Source organism: uncultured Winogradskyella sp. (assembly GCF_947501905.1).
GTDB lineage: Bacteria > Bacteroidota > Bacteroidia > Flavobacteriales > Flavobacteriaceae > Winogradskyella.
In genome coordinates, this window is record NZ_CANMXL010000002.1 from 430920 (window position 1) to 453588 (window position 22669).

At 32.8% G+C, this 22669-nt stretch carries 19 protein-coding genes; 13 read left to right on the top strand and 6 right to left on the bottom strand.

Translation table 11 applies throughout. From position 1 onward, the window contains the following. The first annotated feature begins 39 nt into the window (after positions 1-39). Positions 40-1500, top strand: a complete 1461-nt coding sequence (locus Q0770_RS05630; protein WP_299114897.1) for a sodium:solute symporter — start codon at positions 40-42, stop codon at positions 1498-1500. Here Q0770_RS05630 and Q0770_RS05635 read toward each other — a convergent pair. Further along, a complete protein-coding gene (locus Q0770_RS05635; RefSeq protein ID WP_299114899.1) occupies positions 1487-1849 on the bottom strand; it encodes a CoA-binding protein in 363 nt (120 codons plus the stop codon). The two genes, Q0770_RS05630 and Q0770_RS05635, sit on opposite strands and share 14 nt — an antisense overlap. Before the next feature lie 135 nt (positions 1850-1984). Between Q0770_RS05635 and Q0770_RS05640 the strand changes: the two genes are divergently transcribed. Beyond that, complete coding sequence (locus Q0770_RS05640; protein WP_299114901.1) at positions 1985-4459, top strand: TonB-dependent receptor domain-containing protein; 2475 nt, start codon at positions 1985-1987, stop codon at positions 4457-4459. 469 nt (positions 4460-4928) lie between these two features. On the opposite strand, the gene Q0770_RS05645 is transcribed toward Q0770_RS05640, so the two are convergent. Then, positions 4929-5939 (bottom strand): 3-oxoacyl-ACP synthase III family protein, encoded by a 1011-nt coding sequence (locus tag Q0770_RS05645; RefSeq protein WP_299114903.1) that lies wholly within the window; start codon positions 5937-5939, stop codon positions 4929-4931. A 183-nt stretch (positions 5940-6122) separates the two neighbouring features. On the opposite strand from Q0770_RS05645, the gene Q0770_RS05650 reads away from it, so the two are divergent. From Q0770_RS05650 to Q0770_RS05685, 8 genes are all read left to right on the top strand, one after another. Further along, on the top strand, positions 6123-8573 hold the full coding sequence (locus tag Q0770_RS05650; protein ID WP_299114905.1) for a S9 family peptidase: 2451 nt from the start codon (positions 6123-6125) through the stop codon (positions 8571-8573). Positions 8574-8726: 153 nt separating this feature from the next. Then, positions 8727-10613, top strand: coding sequence for a molecular chaperone HtpG (gene htpG / locus Q0770_RS05655; protein ID WP_299114907.1), 1887 nt, complete (start codon positions 8727-8729; stop codon positions 10611-10613). Positions 10614-10785: 172 nt separating this feature from the next. After that, a complete protein-coding gene (locus Q0770_RS05660) occupies positions 10786-11433 on the top strand; it encodes a carboxypeptidase-like regulatory domain-containing protein (protein WP_299114909.1) in 648 nt (215 codons plus the stop codon). Between the two features lie 11 nt (positions 11434-11444). Next, positions 11445-12449: a transglutaminase domain-containing protein gene (locus tag Q0770_RS05665; protein WP_299114912.1), complete on the top strand. Its 1005-nt coding sequence runs from the start codon at positions 11445-11447 to the stop codon at positions 12447-12449. A 147-nt stretch (positions 12450-12596) separates the two neighbouring features. Next, positions 12597-13181, top strand: coding sequence for a Crp/Fnr family transcriptional regulator (locus tag Q0770_RS05670; protein ID WP_299114914.1), 585 nt, complete (start codon positions 12597-12599; stop codon positions 13179-13181). Between the two features lie 203 nt (positions 13182-13384). Then, a complete protein-coding gene (locus Q0770_RS05675; RefSeq protein WP_299114916.1) occupies positions 13385-14563 on the top strand; it encodes an NAD-dependent epimerase/dehydratase family protein in 1179 nt (392 codons plus the stop codon). 38 nt (positions 14564-14601) lie between these two features. Beyond that, entirely contained in the window at positions 14602-15192 is a 591-nt protein-coding gene (locus Q0770_RS05680) for an RlmF-related methyltransferase (protein ID WP_299114918.1), read from the top strand. Positions 15193-15211: 19 nt separating this feature from the next. Continuing rightward, positions 15212-15466, top strand: a complete 255-nt coding sequence (locus Q0770_RS05685) for an RlmF-related methyltransferase (protein WP_299114920.1) — start codon at positions 15212-15214, stop codon at positions 15464-15466. A gap of 19 nt (positions 15467-15485) precedes the next feature. On the opposite strand, the gene Q0770_RS05690 is transcribed toward Q0770_RS05685, so the two are convergent. From Q0770_RS05690 to Q0770_RS05700, 3 genes are all read right to left on the bottom strand, one after another. After that, positions 15486-16391, bottom strand: coding sequence for a TIGR01777 family oxidoreductase (locus Q0770_RS05690; protein ID WP_299114922.1), 906 nt, complete (start codon positions 16389-16391; stop codon positions 15486-15488). 63 nt (positions 16392-16454) lie between these two features. Next, positions 16455-17129, bottom strand: coding sequence for a tRNA (5-methylaminomethyl-2-thiouridine)(34)-methyltransferase MnmD (mnmD, locus tag Q0770_RS05695; protein WP_299114924.1), 675 nt, complete (start codon positions 17127-17129; stop codon positions 16455-16457). Next, on the bottom strand, positions 17129-17644 hold the full coding sequence (locus Q0770_RS05700; protein ID WP_299114926.1) for a DUF4920 domain-containing protein: 516 nt from the start codon (positions 17642-17644) through the stop codon (positions 17129-17131). The genes mnmD and Q0770_RS05700 overlap by 1 nt, the downstream gene beginning before the upstream one ends. Before the next feature lie 115 nt (positions 17645-17759). On the opposite strand from Q0770_RS05700, the gene Q0770_RS05705 reads away from it, so the two are divergent. Further along, positions 17760-18830, top strand: a complete 1071-nt coding sequence (locus Q0770_RS05705) for a branched-chain amino acid aminotransferase (RefSeq protein ID WP_299114928.1) — start codon at positions 17760-17762, stop codon at positions 18828-18830. Between the two features lie 52 nt (positions 18831-18882). Here Q0770_RS05705 and Q0770_RS05710 read toward each other — a convergent pair whose 3' ends face one another. Continuing rightward, a complete protein-coding gene (locus Q0770_RS05710) occupies positions 18883-19269 on the bottom strand; it encodes a nucleoside triphosphate pyrophosphohydrolase family protein (RefSeq protein ID WP_299114930.1) in 387 nt (128 codons plus the stop codon). A gap of 53 nt (positions 19270-19322) precedes the next feature. On the opposite strand from Q0770_RS05710, the gene Q0770_RS05715 reads away from it, so the two are divergent. Beyond that, positions 19323-19508, top strand: a complete 186-nt coding sequence (locus Q0770_RS05715) for a hypothetical protein (protein ID WP_299114932.1) — start codon at positions 19323-19325, stop codon at positions 19506-19508. Positions 19509-19626: 118 nt separating this feature from the next. After that, entirely contained in the window at positions 19627-22602 is a 2976-nt protein-coding gene (locus tag Q0770_RS05720) for a T9SS type A sorting domain-containing protein (protein WP_299114934.1), read from the top strand. Positions 22603-22669: the final 67 nt, after the last annotated feature.

The window sequence follows — 22669 nt, forward strand, 5'->3', positions numbered from 1 at the left end:
CTAAAAAGTTTATTTTCGAATGAACTAATTACTCATTTTATGTCACCGACTTCTATCTTACTTCTTATTGCTGCCTACTTTGGTGTATTAGTTTTAATCTCATATTTCACCGGAAAGGAAGACACCAATGCTGCATTTTTTAAAGCAAATAAGTCTGCGCCATGGTATTTAGTAGCTTTTGGGATGATAGGCGCATCACTTTCTGGTGTAACTTTTATTTCGGTTCCAGGTGCCATTGCAGATAAACAGTTTGGATATCTACAGGTTGTTTTCGGCTATTTAGTTGGCTATTTGGTTATAGCATATGTCTTATTACCTCTTTATTATCGTTTAAATCTAACATCCATATACACCTATTTAAAAGATCGTTTTGGTATAACTAGTTACAAAACAGGCTCTATTGCGTTTTTAATTTCCAGAACAGTTGGTGCTTCTTTTAGACTGTTTTTAGTAGCAAAGGTTTTACAACTCTTAGTCTTTGATTTGTTTGATATTCCTTTTACCATTACTGTGATTATAACTATTGCTTTAATATGGTTATATACATTTAAAGGTGGTATAAAAACCATCATCTTTACAGATACATTACAAACATTATTTATGCTTATTTCTGTTGTTGTTGCTATTGTTTTTCTAGCATCTGCTTTGGACTTACATAGTGTTTCTGATGTTATTACTAATGCCAAAGAAAGCTCGCTTAGTAAAGTTTTCTTTTTTGATGATGGTAATAATGCACAATATTTCTGGAAAAGCTTCTTATCTGGTATATTCATTACCATTACTATGACTGGTCTTGATCAAGACATGATGCAAAAAAATCTAACTTGTAAAAACTTGAAAGAAGCTCAAAAGAATATGGTTTCTTTTAGTATTGTTCTTGTGTTTGTGAATATTCTGTTTTTGGTTCTTGGATTAATGTTGACGCAATACGCACAACAAAATGGCATTACTGCAACTAAGGATGATTTGTTTCCAACAATAGCAATGCTACCAGAAATTGGCATTGTAACCTCAGCTTTCTTTTTATTAGGATTAATCGCGGCTGCATACTCCAGTGCAGATTCTGCTTTAACTTCTCTAACCACTTCTTTTTGCATAGATATTATAGAGATTGATAAAAAGCCTCAAGATGAGCAGAAAAAAACGCGAAAAAAGATTCATGTTTTATTCAGTATTATCCTAATAATAGTCATTATAATTTTTGATACCCTTTTTAAAGATGTATCAGTTATTTGGGAGTTATTTAAAGCCGCTGGTTATACTTACGGACCACTTTTAGGATTATTTGCTTTTGGCCTGTTGACTAAGAAACATATAAAAGACAAATACGTTTGGTTAATAGCTATTATAGCTCCAATACTATCTTATGTTTTAAACATATACTCTGAAGTATTATTTAATGGCTACAAAATTGGTTTTGAAATTTTAATCATTAATGGTTTTATTACCTTTTTAGGATTGCTGTTAATTTCAAAAAAGCAAATCTTTAGTACTGATTAGTGCCTAAAAGAACTAAGGTACAAGCGACTTCATATTCAATATTATTTTCAGACAGTAATTTATAAAACTCAGGGTTTTCAGTTCCTGGATTAAAAATCACGCGATTAGGATTTAGACCAATGACATAGTCATAATATTGTCCTTGTCGTTTTGGGTTTAGATATAAAGTTACTGTATCAATGTCTTTATAATTTATTAAATCTGTATCAATAGTCACACCTACTACTTCACCTTCACGAAGTCCAAAAGCTTTTACTTCATGACCATATTTTACCAATCGATGTATTGCAATATTGGAATAACGCTGCTCTTTTAATGAAGCACCAAGGACTAATGTTTTCTTATTCATAAATAATATTTGTTAAGATTTGTTAAAACGAGTAACATATTACAAAAATAGTCGTCTACACATTAACAAACTATCATCAATCAATCGATACTGCGATATTTTAAACGTTTCAGTATCATAAAAAACGAACAATCAATGAAACATTACCTAATGGTAATTGTCATGTTATTTTCTTTTGTGACAATTGCGCAACCTAATTCAAATTCTGACATTAAAAACGGCTCCATCTCTGGACGAGTTATGGACGCTAAGTTAAAACAACCTTTACCTTATGTAAATGTTATAATTAAAGACAAAGATCAAAAAGTAATTACTGGCGGTATTACAGATGCTGATGGTAGTTTCTTTATAGACAAGATTCCTGAAGGCACAGTAATAGTGGACATAACCTATATAGGCTATAAAACAATAACTAAATCAGTAACACTAGAAAAAGGGAACTATAAGGTAAATCTTGGCGATATAAATCTAAATGAAGATGCCGAGAGTCTAGATGAAGTTACAGTAGTTGCTGAAGTCTCTACAATTCAACAGAAAATAGATAGACGAGTCATTAATGTTGGTAAAGATCTTACTACATCTGGCCCTACGGCATCAGATATAATGAATAACATCCCAACAGTAAACATTGATCAACAAACTGGCGATGTTGCTTTACGTGGCAATCAAAATGTGCAGGTGATGATAGATGGTAAGCTGTCTAATATTCCTGCCGCGCAATTATTAAGACAGATTCCTTCGACTTCTATAAAACAGATTGAATTAATCACTAACCCATCTGCAAAATATAATCCAGATGGTATGAGTGGTATTATCAATATTATTCTTCATAAGAACGTTAATATAGGATTTAACGGAAATTTAAATGTAGGGCTTGGCTATCAATTAGAGCCTAAGTTTAATAGTTCTATTGATATGAACTATCGTAATGGTAAACTTAATTTTTATGGTAGTTACGGTAATAACATCGCTGATAATAGAAACTCAATTATTTTAGAGCAAACAGAATCTGGTTTGGTGCAAGATTTAAGTCTATTAGATGAACGTAATTCTAACTTATTTAAGTTTGGTGTAGACTATTATATTAATGATAAGAATACATTCTCTGTATTTACAAATCAGAATATTTTTGATGGTGGTGCTTTAGGTGAAACTGCCCTAACCTTTGGAAACAATCCAAGTTTAAATCAAACTCAGATACTAGATAATATTAACGAAAATAATAGTCAACAATATAACACCAATTACAAATTAGATTTTGATAAGGAAGGTCATAATATTGAGTTAGAAGTTGATTATAATGTTTTTGATGCTGATGTAGAAACAAACAACAGTTTCACTGGAACTAATGTGAGACCAAATTTTAATGAGTTTACGGACACAGATAGAGAACGTACAACGATAAACTTAGACTATACAAATCCTTTATCTGATAGTGCAAAATTAGAAGTTGGAGCTCAAGCTAGATTGTTTACAAATGAATTAGCTTATAATTCTGATGCACGTGTACAAAATCAGTTTGGAACATACATTCCAACAGCTACAAGTTTTGATTATGAACGTAATATCTATTCTGTATATGCTAGTTATGGGAAACAATTAGAGAAATGGTCATACAAACTTGGGCTTCGTGCAGAAACTGTTACTGTTGATGCTTTTGCGGTTGATACAGATTTAACTAATAATACACAAACAGATTTTCCTTTTGAAAACGATTACACACAAGTATATCCATCAGCTTTTGTTACTTATAATCCGTCAGAGAAAAACTCTTACCAATTTAGTTATAGTCGTCGTGTAGATAGACCAGGCGTAGGGCAAGTAAATCCTATTCCCGAGTTTAATACTCCATTAATATCACAATTTGGTAATCAGGAATTAGAACCTCAATTTACCAACTCTATTGAAGCTAATTATACAAGAAATCTGGAAAAAGGTAGTATTACAGGTGGTGTATTCTACAGACTAATTGAAGATGAGATTAATCAAGGTGTTTTTGTAGACCGTTCGACTTTAGGCTCTGGAAGAGTCATCTTAAGAGTAGATAATTTTGGAAATACATCTGCATATGGTGTAGAAATATCTTCAAGCTATAGACCAACAAAATGGTGGAGCTTTAATGCTAGTTTTGATATGTATGGTCGTAAGCAACGTGGTTTTGCTGAAAGCTTAGACCCAAACATTGTAAACCCAACAGAAAATGATATTGTACTAGAAAATACTGAAGTAGATAACTTAATCTTAAATTTTAGAGTCTTTAATAATTTCAAGGTTACTAAAAAATTATCGCTTTCTGCATTTGCAATGTATAGAGGAAAAGATACTGGCTTAAACTTTGAAATGGAGCCTATGTATTTTGTTAATCTAGGTATGCGCTACAGTTTTCTTCAAGAAAATAGAGCCACGTTTAGTTTAAACTTTAATAATGTGTTTGACACTCAAGAAATAAATATTCTTAGTGAACGTCCTTTTAGACAAGAAGCTCAGGTAATGCCAGAGTTCAAAACAATTTTCGCTGGTCTTTCTTACCGCTTTGGAGGTGGAAAATACAGAGCAAAATCACGTAAAAGACGTGATAATGATGAAAAATCTGGAGGTGGATTCATATAAAGATATAGATTTAGTAGCCTTTCTTAATAGTTGATGGTTAGTGTTAGTGTTAGGCTATTAAACAGAAAACCCGGAGCAAATTTGCTTCGGGTTTTTGTTTGGCATACTATTTGAAAACAGATTCTGTAATGATAAATAACACTTATCGACTTATCCTATAACTAGTTATAGTTTACAATTATTTGAGTTAGTCTTCAAAATAAAAATAACTACAAATTAGATATAGTAAAATCCAAAGGTTGTCCGCTTTTGGATTTTTTTTGTTAAAACGCGTTAAATATGTTAAAGTTTGCAATAAAAAATAAACAAAAGCGTCTTTGTTATAGATAAGTTTTAAGTAATAAGTGTTATATATTTTTAAGTTTATAACATAGTGTTAGTTAAAGTTGGTTAATAGCTGAAAAAGCCGAGTCTGGAGAGTCTCGGCTTTTTTGATCTTATAAAAAATCTTTAATCTAGTTCTGAAAAATTACCACTTCATTATAGCACTTCCCCAAGTAAAACCACTACCAAAAGCAGCTAAAACTACATTATCGCCTTCTTTTATTTTTCCTTCTTCCCAAGCCTCTGTTAATGCAATCGGGATTGATGCTGCAGTAGTATTACCATAACGCATAATGTTATTATACACTTGGTCATTACTTAGACCAAATTTCCTTTGGATAAACTGTGATATACGCAGATTAGCTTGATGCGGAATAAGCATATCTATATCTTCTTTCTGAAGTTTGTTTTGTGTTAAACCTTCAATAATAGCTTCACTAAAACGCACTACGGCATGTTTAAAAACAAACTGCCCATTCATATAAGGATAATAAGACACATCTTCTGGGTCATTTTCTTCCATAATAGCATCCACCCAGCGTCCTGTACTCGGTCCTTCTAAAGCTAATTCTGCAGCATGCTTTCCTTCAGAATGTAAGTGTGTAGATAAAACACCTTTTGTATTATCTTCTTCTCTACTTAAAACAGCAGCGCCTGCACCATCTCCAAAAATCACAGTCACACCACGACCTCTTGTAGAACGTTCTAATCCACCAGAGTGATTTTCACTACCAATGACTAAAACATTTTTGTACATCCCAGTTTTTATAAACTGATCTGCTACAGAAATACCATATATAAATCCAGAACACTGATTTCTGATATCAATGGCACCGATAGTATCCATTTCTAAAAGTTCCTGCACACGTACACCTCCGCCAGGAAAATACATATCTGGACTCAAGGTTGCAAAAACAATAAAATCTATATCATCCTTGGTTAATCCAGCGCGTTCTATAGCAATTTTGGCAGCCTTTGCTCCCATTATAGAAGTTGTATCGTCACTTGTTTTTGGGTCTATCCAACGGCGTTCTTTAATACCAGTACGCTCCTGTATCCACTCATCACTTGTATCCATAAACGCTTTTAAATCGTTATTGGTTACCACATTCTCTGGCACATATTTTCCTAAACCAGTAATTCTTGAATTGTACATAAACTTTAAATATTAAGGGAAAAGCAAAATTAACTATTTAGAAACTAATCAGAATTGCATTCGTTATGCAAGCATAATAAACTAAATTTAAGAGTCTATAGCAATAATTTTAACATCATTATTACATTTTCAAGTTTCTATTTTAAGTATCTTCAAGCCACTAATCAATTATCATTATCAAAAATGAAAACATTAATCAAATTATTCTCATTCCTATTTCTATTAAATGCCTATGCACAACAAAGTCTAACCTATCAACAACCATCTGATGAAATTTTAGAATTAGCTGATGTCGAATTAGCTCCTGGTGTACAAATTGATAGTAAAGGTGAAAACATGGTACTCTTATACCGCAATCAGTATAAATCTATTGAAGAGCTATCAGAAACCGAATTACGTTTAGCAGGTTTAAGAATCAATCCTGTTACTAATATTGGTAGTAGAACCAATTACTACACTAATTTAAAAGTAAAAAAAATTAAGGATAAAGATGCAAAGCAAGTTCAAGGTTTGCCAGAAAATGCTAGACTTTCGGGATTTAGATGGTCGCCAGATGAAAGTATGATTGCTTGCTTAAATACCACATCAAAAGGCGTAGAAGTTTGGGTTTTAAATATTGCAGAAGGGAAAGTTACTAAGCTAACTGATGCTAACGTAAATGCAAATATGGGAAGCACAATTAACTGGTTTAAAGATAACAACCATTTATTGGTTAAAATACTACCCAGTGACAGGAAAGAATTGATTAACACTGCTACTGCTGTACCAACTGGACCAACAGTTTCAGTAAGTGATGGTGCTAAAGCACAAAATAGAACATACCAAGATTTATTAAAAACACCTAATGACGAATTCAACTTTGAGCAATTAGCACGTTCAGAAATCAAAAAGGTATCAATAAATGGAAATATTTCTCATTTTTTAGAAGCAGATATGTATCGCGGTATTAACTTTTCGCCAGATGGTAAATACGTTATGGTTACTAAAATTAAGCGCCCTTTTTCATATATAGTTACTTACACAAGATTCCCAAGTGAAAGTATTATGTATGAGGCTAACGGGAACAAAGTAAGTACTGTTAATGAAGTTCCTTTAGATGAAGTAAGACCAAAAGGATTTATGTCTACAAGAATGGGCAAACGTAATATGAATTGGAGAGCAGATAAGCCTTCTACTCTAGTTTGGGCAGAAGCTTTAGACAATGGTGATCCTGCTGTAGAAGCAGAGTACAGAGATGCGGTTTACCAACTTAATGCTCCTTTTAATGGTAAAGCAAAAGAAATATTAAAAACGAAACAACGTTTTTCGGGTATTCAATGGGGAGATGATAATAATGCAATAGCATATGATTACTGGTGGAACACACGTAATTTAAAAACTTATTTATTTAACCCTTCAACCGGAAATGCAAAAATTATATCCGACAGAAGTTATCAAGATCGTTATAGTGACCCTGGGAATTTCGTTAGTTCAAAAAATGAATTAGGGAGGTATACTTTAGATATAAATGGTGATAAGCTCTATCTTATGGGTGATGGCTATTCTAAAGAGGGTCAATTTCCATTTATAGATGAGTATAATATAAAATCTGGTAAAACCAAACGTTTATATCAATCTACTTACACAGATAAATTAGAAACACTCAATACGGCTATTGATATGAAAAAAGGCGAAATACTTGTTCGTATCGAATCACAAAAAGAATATCCTAATTACTACATAAGAAACATTAACAAAGACAATGACTTAACAGCTATTACTGCTTTTGAAAATCCTTTTAAAAGCCTTGAAGAAATTGATAAACGAGTTGTTAGCTACAAACGAGATGATGGTTTAGATTTAGAAGGCACACTTTACTTACCGTTAGATTATAAAGAAGGAGAAAAATACCCTATGATTTTATGGGCTTATCCTCGTGAGTATAAAGATAAAGCTAGTGCCTCGCAAAGTACAGCAAACCCAAATGAGTTTGTATATCCGTATTGGGGTTCTCCAATTTATTGGGTAACTAAAGGCTATGTTGTTTTAGATGACGCAGCATTCCCTATCGTTGGAGAGGGCTCTGAAGAACCAAATGACTCGTTTAGAACACAATTAGTTGCCAACGGAAAAGCCGCTATAGATGCCGTTGACAATTTAGGTTATATCGATAGAAATAAAGTTGCTGTTGGAGGTCATAGCTATGGTGCTTTTATGACAGCTAATTTATTATCACATTCAAACCTTTTTGCAGCAGGAATAGCAAGAAGTGGTGCCTATAATAGAACTTTAACACCTTTTGGTTTCCAAAGTGAGGAGCGTAGTTATTGGGAAGCACCTGAAATTTATTATAATATGTCTCCGTTTATGCATGCAGATAAAATGAAAACACCATTACTTCTTATTCATGGTGTAGCAGATAATAATTCAGGAACTTACCCATTGCAGAGTGAGCGCTACTTTAACGCACTTAAAGGCTTAGGTGCTCCCGTAAGATTGGTAATGTTGCCTAAAGAAAGTCATGGCTATAGAGCTAAAGAATCTATTATGCACATGCTATGGGAACAAGACCAATGGTTAGAAAAGCATGTTAAGAACAAAAAGAAAGAAGAGAAAAAAATTGAAAATAAAAAACCTAAAGTAAAGGGTAAATAGTCCTTTTAGAATATAAAAAAGCCATTCAATATTTGAATGGCTTTTTTATGCCATCTTGTCATTTATTAAGGATTGGTATTTTATTTGAATATTGTGTATTTAAATTAAAACATAAGATTCCCTACTAGTAAGGAATGACAAAATTGAAATATTATGACAAAAGGAAACATTAATGTATCGGTAGAAAACATCTTTCCGTTAATTAAAAAATTCTTGTACAGCGACCACGAAATTTTTCTTCGTGAGTTAATAAGTAATGCAACCGATGCCACTTTAAAACTAAAGCACTTAACCAATATTGGTGAGTCTAAAGTAGAATATGGTAACCCGCAAATTGAAGTAAAAGTAGATAAGGATGCAAAAAAATTGCATATCATTGACCAAGGTCTAGGCATGACTGCTGACGAGGTTGAAAAATACATTAACCAAGTCGCATTTTCAGGAGCTGAAGAGTTCTTAGACAAATACAAAGATGCTGCTCAAGATGCTGGTATCATTGGTCATTTTGGATTAGGTTTCTATTCTGCATTTATGGTTGCAGATAAAGTAGAAATCATTACCAAATCTCATAAAGATGAAGCTGCAGCACATTGGACCTGTGATGGCTCACCAGAATACACACTTGAAGAAGCAAATAAAACAGATAGAGGAACAGAAATCATCCTACATATTGCCGAAGATTCTACAGAGTTTTTAGAAGACAGCAGAATTAGCGAACTATTATTAAAATATAATAAGTTTATGCCTGTGCCAATTAAGTTTGGTACAAAAACGGAAACACTTCCAAAGCCCGAAGATGCTAAAGAAGATGACCCAGCACCTACTCAAGAAGTTGAAAACATTATAAATAATCCAAATCCAGCTTGGACAAAACTACCTGCTGATTTAGAGGAAGACGATTATAAAAACTTCTACCGCGAGTTGTATCCAATGCAATTTGAGGAGCCATTGTTTAACATTCACTTAAATGTTGACTATCCTTTTAACCTTACTGGTATTCTATATTTTCCAAAGATGTCTGCAGATATGCAAATTCAAAAGGATAAGATTCAGTTGTATCAAAATCAAGTCTTTGTTACAGATAACGTTGAAGGTATAGTTCCTGAATTTTTAACCATGCTTCGTGGTGTTATCGACTCACCAGATATTCCTTTAAACGTATCTCGTAGTTACTTGCAAGCCGATGGCGCAGTAAAGAAAATTTCGTCTTACATCACTCGTAAAGTTGCAGATAAACTAAAATCTTTATTTAATAACAACCGTGAAGATTTTGAAGCGAAATGGGATGATATTAAAATAGTAATCGAATATGGAATGCTTTCTGAAGAAAAATTCTTCGAAAAAGCAGATGCTTTTGCGCTTTACCCAACAGTAGATGGCACATATTACACATACGAAGAGCTTTTCAATAAAATAAAAGCAAAACAAACTGATAAAGATGACAAATTAGTTATCCTTTATGCTTCGGATAAAGATGCACAGCATTCATATATTGAAGCAGCAAAAGTAAAAGGCTATGAAGTTTTATTGTTAGACTCTCCTATTGTATCGCACTTAATTCAAAAATTAGAAACGACAAAAGAAAATATTTCTTTTGCACGTGTTGATGGTGACCATATCGATAACTTAATCAAAAAAGAAGATACAGCGATTTCAAAACTATCTGAAGACGAAAAGAAATCTTTAGATGAATTATTAAAAGAAGTTGTACCGTCAGAAAAATTTATGGTACAGCTCGAAGCTATGGATAGTGACGCATCGCCTTTTATGATTACGCAACCAGAGTTTATGCGTCGCATGAAAGAGATGCAGCAAACTGGTGGCGGTGGTATGTTTGGTATGGGTAACATGCCAGAGATGTATAATCTTGTAGTAAATACAAATTCTGAATTGGTTAGTGAAATCTTAAATACAAAAACCCGAAAGAAGCAAGAACGCTTAATTAATCAAAGTTTGGATTTAGCTCGTCTATCTCAAGGTCTTCTTAAAGGTCAAGAATTGACTAATTTTATTAAGCGTAGCTACGATATGATAAAATAGAACTTTTAGATTTATATTTTTAATAAAACCACCTTGTGAAAACTTGGTGGTTTTATTATGCCTATTTCATAAACCATGTTCACTCACCAGAATATAGTGTTAACTCAATAAGAGTTTTTAAAGGTTTCATAATCATTTAGGTTTACTTCATATTAACTTAAATACATTTATTATGAAAAGCCAATTAGAATTAAGCGTTGCAACACCTTGTTCAAAAAAATTTAGTGACTTCTCACCAACTAAAAATGGTGGGTTTTGTGATTCTTGTAACAAAGAAGTCATCGATTTTACTAAAATGAAAGATGAGAATATCATTAAATTTTTTCAAACTAATACAGAAAATACTTGCGGTATTTTTAATAGCCCTCAATTAAAAACCTATAATACGACGAAAACCCAACGTCAATTTAGTTTTATAGGTACTATCGCAGCCGCTTGTTTGGCTCTATTATCTTTTGGTTCAATAGAGGCTCAAACAAAAACTCAGAGTCCAAAAAACACAATATCTCAACAAACTAATACTTTTACAGTAAAAGGAAATGTTTCTGATGGGGATTTGCCATTGCCTGGAGTAAACATTATTCTTAAAGGCTCAAAAATAGGAACTCAAACAGATTTTGATGGAAACTTTACATTTCCTCAAAAATTAAAGAAGGGAGATGTTTTGCTCTTTAGTTATATTGGGATGAAGTCACAAAAAGTTGTTATTAATGATAAAAACACAGCTTCTAATGTTAGCTTAAAACTAGATATGAAACTTGATCAAGTTATAATAATGGGAAAAGTATCTTCAAAAAAGGTGTACAAATCTAGACACTAAACCTATTTGCTATGAAAAAGATTGTTTTACTTTTTATTATAATAGTTTACCAAGGAAACGCACAAGTGTCAGACTTTAGAGCTATCGATTTTACTTTGGCAGATAATATTGCAAAGCTTAACAAAGGTGCAAGTCTCAAAGACATGGGTAAGCTAGTGTACAATTTAACACATAAATTATCTACAGATGTCGAAAAGTTTAGAGCTATACATACTTGGGTTTGTCAAAACATTACTGGTGACTACACTCAGCACACCAAGGTACTTAGAAAGAGAAGACGATTAAAGGATGATAATGCTAGGTTTCTGTCTTGGAACAAAAAATATCGGAAAAAAGCATTTAAAAAATTATTAAAGTACAAGCGTACCATGTGTACAGGGTATGCATACATTATAAAAGAATTATGTTTTTTAGCAGGAATTGAAGCAAATATTGTAAATGGTTATGCCAGAACATTTGACACAAATATTGAAAAATTAGAATTTCAAAATCATTCATGGAATGTTATAAAACTCAATAACAAATGGTACTTATGTGATGCAACATGGTCCAGTGGTTATATGAACGAAGATTCAGTTTTTGTAAAAGATTACAATGATGGTTACTTTTTAGCAGAGCCTTTATTGTTTTCAAAAAATCATTATCCAATTGAGAAAGAGTGGCTATTGATAGACTCATTAACTAATTCAGAATTCATACCTGGGCCCATTGTGTACGGAGAGGCATTTAAATACAATACTACACCTATATATCCAGAAACAATGAATGTAAAAACAATTAAAGGGCATGAAGTAAATTTCAGCATAAAATCTAAGGATATTACACTTGATAAAGTTTCATTATTACATACATATAGAAGAGGTGAAAAAACTTTAAAAATTACTGATATTAAAACTGAAAATGGTTATATAAAGTTTAAGCACAAATTTAAAAATCGAGGCTTTTACGATATCCACCTACAAATAGATAATGATATTATAGCCACTTATACCGTCAAGGTCATGAAGCAGTATTGAGTATCATGCATTATAAACAAAACCACCTTGTGAAAACTTGGTGGTTTTATTATTACTACACATTACATCAAATATATTAGATAAAATAACGATAGTTCTTGGATAAGAATAAAGTTATAGCTAGATTAAATGGCTATTAATAATCCCATGAAAGCTGACGACTCAAAGGCTAAAGAACTCTTTAAAGGCTTATCCTTTTCTTCTGATGAAATCGATATCATTGAGTCCGTATTTCATAAGGTTAGTTTCAAAAAAGGTGATATCATACTAGAGACTGATGATGTCGTAAATTATCAATATTACACATTAGAAGGCTGCTTAAGATCTTATTACCTAGACTTGCAAGGAAAAGAGCATACTGTACAATTTGCAATAAAAGATTGGTGGATTAGTGATTATACTGCTTTTTTTTCAGATTCTAAATCTATTATGAATATTGAAGTTATACAAGATGCTACTGTATACAGACTTTGCAAAAAAGATAAAGAAGAGTTGTATGCCAAAATACCCAAAGTAGAATCATTTTTTAGAAAAAAATTAGAACGTGCATTTGCTGCGTTTCAAAAAAGAATTTTATCTAACATATCACAGACAGCAACGGATCGCTATACAAGTTTTATTGAAGCATACCCTAACATTGAGAAAAATGTAAAAAACTACCATATAGCTTCTTATCTGGGTATAACTAACGAAAGCTTGAGTAGAATTCGTAGAGAAATGTCTAACAAATAATTTATTACCATACATCAATTTTTATAGAAATAAATTAATATAATTTTGTACCATCATTGATGGTGTTTCATACTATTAATTAATAGCTAAAAAAGCGCAACTCACTTAAAAGTTGCGCTTTTTTTATAGTATAAATTTAACCTAGATATACTAACAAGAATTGTAATCATTAGTTTTTCATAAATTTATAGAAATCTTCATTTATGAAAGCAAAGCATACCCGTCGTGAATTTATATCTAAAACAACTTTAGCAACTATTGGAATTCCATTATTAGGTTCAACACTTCTCAGTTGTATAGAAGAAAACAAAACTCAAACTGAAGTAAGCAATTTAACAGATAAAAAACTTAAGATTCTTATTCTAGGCGGAACTAGCTACTTAGGACCTCATCAAGTGGCTTATGCCATCGGTCGCGGGCATTCTGTATCAATATTTACACGTGGTAAAACAAAACCAAAACTACATAAAGAAGCCTTTAAAAAAGTTGAACACCTTATTGGAGACCGTGAAGACAACCTTACTGCTTTAGAAAATAGAAAGTGGGATGTCGTTATTGATAATTCTGGCAGAAAAGTACAATGGGCAAAAGACACTGCCAATTTGCTTAAAGATAATGTTGGCATGTATATGTATACATCGTCTACAGGTGTTTACTACCCTTATCTTAACAATTCGATTAGCACAAAAACACCTTTAGTTCTTTCATTACCTACAGGCATTACAGATGATGAAAAATACGAGCATGAGTATGGCATTATGAAAGCAAACTCAGAGTTAGAAGCAATGAAAGTTTTTGGAAAAGATAGGTTTGTTGCAATTAGACCGACTTATATGCTTGGGCCTGGTGATAGAACTGACCGTTTTTTGCATTGGCCTTTAAGATTATCTAAAGGTGGTGAGATTCTAGTTCCAGGCAAAAAAGAAGATTTGGTTCAGTATGTAGATGTTCGTGATGTGGCTGAATGGTTTATAAGACTTGCCGAAAATAATCAAGCTGGCACTTATAATGGTGTTGGACCAAAAGCAGAGCAAACCATGTTAGATTTTGTAAAAGAAGCTTCAAAAGCATTTGATAAAAGTTATTCTTTTACGTTAGTTGATGACTATGATTTCTTAAAAGAAAATAACATTTATTATCAGATTCCATGGGTAATGCCAGATGAAAAACACTATGGTTCTGCACGAATACAAAACACCAATGCCATCAATAACGGTTTAACCTTCAGACCTTTAAAAGATACTATTATTGATACCTATAATTGGTGGAATTCTAATATTATTGATTTAGAGAGAAAAGAAAAATATGAGACAAATAAAAACGCTTTGATTGCCAAAGAAAAAGAACTATTGACACAATGGTCTCAATTAGTTAAAGGCTAATCTTAAAAACAATTACTTTTGCTTACAAACTGAAAAAATTGTCTCTAAAAAAAAAGAACTCACAAGCAAAATCTAAACTTCATCCAAGGAGTAAACATAGAGAACGTTATAATTTTGAACTATTAACACATAAAGTTCCAGAATTAAAGACTTATGTTTCGCCTAATAAGTATGGTAATTTATCTATAGATTTCTTTAATCCAGACGCTGTTAAAGCTTTAAATAAAGCATTATTATTACATCATTATAATCTCGATTATTGGGATATTCCTAATCAATATTTATGCCCACCTATTCCTGGTAGAGCAGATTACATCCATTACATAGCTGATTTAATTGAAGACACCTCAAATAATCCTAATATTATAGGTTTTGATATTGGTACCGGTGCCAATTGCATTTATCCAATTATAGGCCTTCAGAGTTACGGATGGCATTTTATTGGCTCTGATATTGACGAGGCTGCTATTGATTCTGCAAAACATGTTTTAAACCAAAATCCTGTTTTAAAAGATAAGATTGAAATCCGATTACAAGAAAATAAAGTCCATAAACTCAAAGGCATTTTACAACCTAATGAGCAAATTGATTTTGTAATGTGTAACCACGCCATTTCATGCCTCTGCTAAAGAAGCGCAGAATGCTTCAATGCGAAAGTTGAAAAACCTAAAAGGAAGGCAACCTAAAAAAGTAATGTTAAACTTTAGTGGTCAGAATAATGAATTGTGGTGCAAAGGTGGAGAGGCGCGTTTTATAAAAGACCTCATTTTTGAAAGCAGGCATTTTGCAAAACAATCTCAGTGGTTTACAACATTAGTTTCAAAAGCTTCAAATTTAAAAGGTATCTATGCAGATTTAAAAAGAGTAAAAGCTAAAGAGGTTAAAAAACAAGTCGTATTGTAGCTTGGACGTTTCAATAACTTTATTCTAGCAAATCTTTTAAAGCTGGTTCCAGATTTGCAAATGTAAAATCAAACCCTTCTTGTTCTATTTTTAGAGAGCTCACACGTTGGCTTTCAAATAAAAGCATATGCATTTCACCTAAAGTTAATTTCATAGCAAATTTTGGGATATTAGGTAATACAAGTGGTTTTTTTAAAACCTTAGCTGCTATTTTTGTAAGCTCAGTATTGGTTACTGGATTTGGTGCTACTGCGTTATAAACACCTATCAATCCTTGTTTAACAGCATACATAAATAGCCTAGCTAAATCCTCAACATGAATCCAACTTTGCCATTGGTCACCAGTACCAAATGCTGCTCCAGCTCCAAATTTCATGGGTTTAATAATTTCTGGTAATGCACCATCTTTTTCCGAAAGCACTAATCCAATTCTAAGTTTGCAAACATCTATATGTGAGGTTTTAAAAGCATCAACAGCAGTTTCCCATTGTTCTACTACTTTACCAAGAAAGGTATCTGAAACCTTATCAAAGTCTTCTTCAAAATAATTAACTAATGATGATGGGTAAATGCCTATTGCACTTGCAGAAACCATATGTTTAACAGGGAAATTGTTATCATCTATTGTTCTTTTAAGAAGTGTGGCCGTATGAGTTCGGCTTTCTAAGACTTCCTTTTTATAGGAACTTGTCCAACGTTTAGAAATTGACGCCCCAACTAGATTTATAATTGTATCAACACCATCAAAACTAGCTTTGTCAATTTCGCCTATTTTAGGATTCCAGTAAAATCCTTTATAGTTGTCTTGAGCTTGTAATTTAGATTTAGAAGTCGTCAGGTAATTAACCGCAATACCATCTTCGTGACAAAGCTTAACTATTTCTTTACCAATTAGACCAGTAGCACCTGTAATTAAAACCCTCACAATTATTAATTTTAGACAAAGATACGTGAGCTAAAAACCCAAGACTCTGACTTTAGTTAAGTTTTAACGTTTTATAGCACGTAACATATGCCGTTTATTGGGTGGGCCTTCAAGTCTTTCAATCTCGAACCCTACAGATTTTAGAGCACGTTTAACACTACCTTTTGCTGAATAGGTTACCAAAACGCCTTCAGGTTTTAAAGCCTTGTACATTATTTTAAAAATAGCTTCTGTCCATAATTCAGGTTGAACTCGAGCTCCAAAAGCATCAAAATAAACAATATCAAATTTTGAGCTGTGGGCTATGTCTTTAAAGAATTTTTGTTCCTTAGTAATATTGAAGTTTTTAGAAATCTCTACTTGTTTTTCCCATGTTGAATCATGAAGTGTATTGAACTCTTTTTCATATTTAGTAGAAATCAATTCAGGATAATTTAAGACTTCTATTTCTTCTTGTTTTACTGGGTAAGCTTCTACTCCAGTATAACTAATGTTTTGTTGGCGTTTTTCTGCTTCAATTAAAGTTAAAAAAGCATTCAATCCTGTACCAAAACCAATTTCTAGAATTGATACTTCTCTGTTTTTAGGTATTTCGCTTAAAAAGAAAAGCAAACCATGTTTTAAATACACATGATTTGCTTCGTTAATTGCACCATGAACGGAATGATATTGCTCATTCCATTCTTCTATATGGATGGTTTTAGAGCCATCTCCAGTGGTAATAATTTTTCGTTGCACTATTTTTTTAATAAGACACCATCTGCTTCAAAAGACATAGTCACTTCAGGCTCTGTAATTTTTGCAATCTCCTCAGGCGTTTTACCAGCGTCTTCGGCATAATGTTGTAAATCTGCTACCGATGTTTCTTTTACAAAAGCCTTACCATTAACTACGACTTCTCCTGTAGCATCAAGTGGCATAAAAAACCCGTAGTCTTTAAAAGTAACACGAACAATTTTATCATTGCCCATATCTAGCTTCATCCAACATCCTTTTTTAGAACACACCTCAGAGATTTTTCCTCTCATCTTTGCATTTACTGTATCTCCAACTTTCAAAGCATCATAATGCGCCATCATTCGTTCAGCAGAAAGTGCATCTACATCCGTAATTTCTTTTCCAAAACTACTATAAGCTATTTCTTTAGAAATTTCTTCAGTCTTGGTATCTTGTTCTGTATCATTGGTTTTAGCTTCATTTTTACAAGAAACTATAAGTCCGCCAATTAATAATAGGGTTAAAAGTTTTTTCATTTTATATGATTATTGTTGATAAATGGTATAACAAATTTACTAAATTTTAAGGGAAAATTAGGGTTTAAAGCAGTTATGATTCCGTATTTTTGCACCATCAAATCTAGCAAATTAAATGAATACAACAACATCTTACGAAATCGATTTAGTAAAAGCAAATACTTCAAAAATCAATAGTGTTGATTTTGAAAATTTAACGTTTGGTCGCGTCTTTACAGATCATATGTTTGTTTGTGATTTTAAAGATGGACGTTGGCAGAAACCTCAAATAATGCCATATCAGGCAATGACTTTTGAGCCTTCTGCTAGAGTGTTTCATTACGGTCAAGCTGTTTTTGAAGGTATGAAAGCCTATAAAGACGATAACGGCAAAGTCTTTTTATTTAGACCAGAACAGAATTTTGAGCGTATCAATAAATCTGCTGCTCGTATGGCTATACCTGAATTTCCTAAGGAGTACTTTTTTAAAGGGCTAGAAACTTTATTGAATTTAGATACTGAATGGATTAAACCAGGATTAGACAACTCATTATATTTAAGACCTTTTGTAATTGCAACAGAGCCTGCTATATCAGCATCTCCTGCAGAAGAATATCGCTTTATGATTATTTGTTCTCCTGCAAAGGCTTATTACAATGAACCTGTACGCGTTTTATTTGCTGAAAAATTTAGTCGTTCTGCAGATGGCGGTGTTGGCTTTGCAAAAGCAGCTGGTAATTATGGAGCTCAGTTTTATCCAACTAGTTTAGCACAGAAGAAAGGGTTTCAGCAAATTATTTGGACAGACGCTAGTACACATGACTATCTTGAAGAAGCTGGTACTATGAATATCTTCTTCAGAATTGGAGATACATTAATTACTGCGCCAAACAATGACAGAATTTTGGATGGTGTTACACGTAAAAGTGTAATACAACTTGCTAAAGATTTAAATATTGATTGTGAAGTGAGACGCGTAAGTGTTAAAGAAATAAAAGACGCTGCAATGGATGGTAGCTTAAAAGAAATTTTCGGTGCTGGTACAGCGGCTGTAATAAGTCCTGTTTCTGCGTTTGAACATGCTGGTGATGTTTTTGAAATCCCAGTGACCAATGACTCGTATGCAACCTTATTTAAGTCTACATTATTAAACATACAGCATAACCTAGCCGATGACAAACACGGTTGGAGATACGAGGTAAAATAAAAACAAGACTTAATTATCTATAAATATAAAAGCAGCCGATTGGCTGCTTTTTTTATGATTCTAAGATAGATTGAATATTAGGCTTAAAATAGTTTGGTCCTTTTAGCACCTTACCATCTTCTCTATAAATAGGCTCGCCATCTGCGCCTAGTTTACTCATATTACTACGTTGTATTTCTTCAAAAACTTCTTCAATTTTATGTTGCATACCATGCTCGATTATAGTACCGCATAAAATATAGAGCATATCACCTAAGGCATCCGCAACTTCTACCAAATCATTAGCATTGGCAGCTTCTAAATACTCTTCGTTTTCTTCTCGCATTAACTTATAACGAAGCATATTTTTCTCTGTGCCTAAGTCGGCTTTTGGTTCTTCTCTATGTCCTATTTTAAAAGCTGTATGAAATGCTTTAACTGCATTAATTTTATCTTGCATTGTTAGTTAGTCTATTAAGGTTCTAATACGTAAATTTGTATAAAAATAAGAAGATGTTTACGACTGGTCAATTAGTTTTTGGAATATTATTTTTTATTGCCTTTGCAACGGTGATTGCGTTTCAGTATCGTAAAGATTTAAAACTCCACAAAAAATACTATAAAGGCACTATTTGGATACTTCTCGCTTTTATTGGTTTTATTGGTCTTATTGCTGCAGTGAAATTTATGTATATGTAGTTGCTCTGCTTTTTTAGTTTTTCAACCTGTTTTTTAATATAAAAATACCTACTAGCAGGTATTTACTCGCGTTTATACATTTAGCAACTTTGTGAATATCAACAAAATGCTATTAATTATGAAACGATTACTACTCTTATTTTTATTTTTTATTCCTATGTCTGTTATTAGTCAATGTCCGCCAGAATCTAACATGGATACTGATGGCGATGGCGTCTTAGATTGCATAGATCCTTGTACAGATTTAGCAAATTCTGTTATTGGCAATTTAAGTTTTGAATCTGACTTTACTGGCTGGACAATACCTCAAAACCCAGGAAATTTTAGCATTAATCAAAATGCCTCAAACTTGTTACACGGTAATAATGCTTTGTATATAAGTGCACCTAATGGCTCTCAGTTTGAAGATTATGCCATCTTCTCAGAAGAGTTTACACTCCAACAAGGTGTTGCTTATACCTTTCATATACCAGCAAAGCGAATTGGAGCCAATGATGGCGAAGCATTGCGATGGGCTCTTGTAGACGAAAATGGTTTATACAGAAACCTAAATAACTATTACAATATTACAACAGATTGGACTACAATATCTATAAATAATTTAATGATAGATTATACAAACTTTACAAGTAATAAGTTTCGATTTCGCCTAGAATTTGGATTATCTCAAACTGATATGGTAGTAGATAGAATAGAGTTTTACGAATCTTCTCAAGGTTACGACCCAGCTTATCAAGACTTAGACAATGATGGTAGCCCCGATTGTATTGATAATTCTGTTTTTATCCCAGTAAATGATTTAATAGAAAATGCTGTAGAAATACCAGAGGAAAATTTTATTGATGAAAATCTTCGATTAGACTTAGCGACTACAAATGGTATTGGTGGCTCAGATTGTGGTGTAGATTCTTTTGAAAGAGTCTATTACAAATTTACTGCAACATCTTTTATTTCTATAACAGCAAGCATCACTGATCCCAATTTTCAGGCAATTAATGGAAATTCATTTTTAATACCCTATACAGCTCCAGATTTAAACCAAATGAATGAAAATCAACTTTTGGTATTGCCTGGCTATTGTACCTTTAGCACGTCAACAACTTTTACAACAGTACCTGGTCAAAGTTATTACATACAAGTGTGCAGAAACTTAGACAGTGGTCAACTTTCTAATATTAATTTTAATATCGCAGAAGATAGTTCACAAGCAGAGCGCGATGCATTAATTGCATTCTTTAATGCAAATGCTGGAGCAAATTGGACGAATAGTAGTAACTGGAATACCAGTCAACCTGTGGGTGCATGGCATGGTGTAACTGTAGAGAATGGAAATGTAACACGTATAGAATTACCTGCTAATAACATCCTAGGTAACGATTTGAGTGCATTATTAAATCTACCAAACCTTGAATATCTTGTACTCTCAAGTAACTTCATTAGTGGTAGCATTCCAGATTTTAGTACACTTACTAATTTGGAAACATTAAATATCAGAAACAATTCATTTTCGTTCTTGGATTTTGAGACAAATTTCGCTGCAATCAATGGGATATCATCATTTATTTACAGTCCTCAAAGAGTTCAAGACGTAGAAGAAAATATTGAAGGTATTGTTGGAGACAATTATACGTTTACAATGACATCAATTGCTGGTACCGATGTGGACTATCAATGGTATATAAGTAATAGGTTTGATTTAAATGCTGAAAGCACTCCAGTTGCTGGTGCAAATTCAAATACATTAACCTTTAACAATCTACAACTCGAGGGCTTAAATACTTATCTATGTATTGCAACTAGCCCTTTAGTTCCTGGTTTAGAGTACATAAGACCGTTTATTGACCTCTATGGAGAAGTAAGCCAGCAAGAGAAAGATGCTTTAATGGTATTTTATAATGCTTTAGACGGTCCAAATTGGTCGGACAATACCAACTGGGGAACTACGGAACCTGTTCGCACATGGGCAAATGTAACAACAGCTGGCAACAAAGTTATTGGGTTAGATTTTTTTGGCATCAGTGGTTTAAACGGGCAAATCCCTTCTGAAATTGAAGATTTAATAAACTTAGAGTATTTAAGTCTCGCTCTTAGCGAAAATATAACTGGACCAATACCAACAAGCATTGGTAACCTATCTCAATTAAAGCGATTACGTTTACAAGGCACAGGCAACTCTGGTACTCTACCAGCTTCTATCGGAAACTTGAATAATTTAGAAGAGCTTCGTCTTATTGGTAATAATTTTAGTGGTGATATTCCAAGTAGTTTCAGTAACCTTACTAATTTGACGGATTTTTATGTAATAGGTAGCACTTTTACTTATGCAGGAAACTTTAATCAATTTACTGGAGAATTACCCGATTTTTCTAATGCGCAAAATTTGTTTAGAATACAAATTAGCGGCAATGATTTTTCCGGTGAACTAGATGATTACAGTATTTTTCCTAATATAACTACTCTTGTTATTGACGAAAATCTTTATTCTTTTAGTGATTTGTCTACCAACCAAGCCAACAACTTAACAATAGAGAATTACATTTTTTCGCCACAAAGAAATACAAGCGAACCCGAAACTGTTGAAATTCCGCCTGGAGAGTCAATTACACTTGATGTTAATGGAATGGCTAACGGCAGAACTTATTTTAGATTATTAACCACAGACCAATATCAATGGTTTAAAGACAATGTTGCTATAAACGGTGCTACAGAATCTACATACACCATTAACAATCCACAACCATCCGATAGCGGTGTGTATTATTGCGAAATCACAAACTCCACAGTAGATGATCTCGTGGTGACAAGAGCAGAAATCACACTCAATGTCAATGCAGCTTTGAGCATAAATGATATAGGATTATCAGATTTTAAACTGTATCCAAATCCGGCTTCTAACTGGTTAAATATATCTGGAAACGGATTACAATATGCAAATGCAGAAGTATATGACATAAACGGTAGACTCGTTATCAAAAAAGAATTCGCATCTAACACAACCTCACTAAATGTAGAAAACTTAATATCAGGCATATATCTAATTAAAATCACTGATAGAGAAAACAACTCAGCTACAAAACGCTTTATAAAAATTTAGTTAATTAATTCATTTTTTTAAAAGAGCTACAGCAATTAATTACTGTAGCTCTTTTGTTATAAATATT

Bases quoted from the DNA above. Each gene is read 5' to 3' on its own strand.
- Q0770_RS05645 (WP_299114903.1), bottom strand. From the start codon at position 5,939: ATGTACAATTCAAGAATTACTGGTTTAGGAAAATATGTGCCAGAGAAT.
- Q0770_RS05710 (WP_299114930.1), bottom strand. From the start codon at position 19,269: ATGCAAGATAAAATTAATGCAGTTAAAGCATTTCATACAGCTTTTAAA.
- Q0770_RS05670 (WP_299114914.1), top strand. From the start codon at position 12,597: ATGAAAGCTGACGACTCAAAGGCTAAAGAACTCTTTAAAGGCTTATCC.
- Q0770_RS05640 (WP_299114901.1), top strand. From the start codon at position 1,985: ATGAAACATTACCTAATGGTAATTGTCATGTTATTTTCTTTTGTGACA.
- Q0770_RS05660 (WP_299114909.1), top strand. From the start codon at position 10,786: ATGAAAAGCCAATTAGAATTAAGCGTTGCAACACCTTGTTCAAAAAAA.
- Q0770_RS05715 (WP_299114932.1), top strand. From the start codon at position 19,323: ATGTTTACGACTGGTCAATTAGTTTTTGGAATATTATTTTTTATTGCC.
- Q0770_RS05700 (WP_299114926.1), bottom strand. From the start codon at position 17,644: ATGAAAAAACTTTTAACCCTATTATTAATTGGCGGACTTATAGTTTCT.
- htpG (WP_299114907.1), top strand. From the start codon at position 8,727: ATGACAAAAGGAAACATTAATGTATCGGTAGAAAACATCTTTCCGTTA.
- Q0770_RS05705 (WP_299114928.1), top strand. From the start codon at position 17,760: ATGAATACAACAACATCTTACGAAATCGATTTAGTAAAAGCAAATACT.
- Q0770_RS05635 (WP_299114899.1), bottom strand. From the start codon at position 1,849: ATGAATAAGAAAACATTAGTCCTTGGTGCTTCATTAAAAGAGCAGCGT.
- Q0770_RS05665 (WP_299114912.1), top strand. From the start codon at position 11,445: ATGAAAAAGATTGTTTTACTTTTTATTATAATAGTTTACCAAGGAAAC.
- Q0770_RS05630 (WP_299114897.1), top strand. From the start codon at position 40: ATGTCACCGACTTCTATCTTACTTCTTATTGCTGCCTACTTTGGTGTA.
- Q0770_RS05685 (WP_299114920.1), top strand. From the start codon at position 15,212: ATGCGAAAGTTGAAAAACCTAAAAGGAAGGCAACCTAAAAAAGTAATG.
- Q0770_RS05720 (WP_299114934.1), top strand. From the start codon at position 19,627: ATGAAACGATTACTACTCTTATTTTTATTTTTTATTCCTATGTCTGTT.
- Q0770_RS05650 (WP_299114905.1), top strand. From the start codon at position 6,123: ATGAAAACATTAATCAAATTATTCTCATTCCTATTTCTATTAAATGCC.
- Q0770_RS05675 (WP_299114916.1), top strand. From the start codon at position 13,385: ATGAAAGCAAAGCATACCCGTCGTGAATTTATATCTAAAACAACTTTA.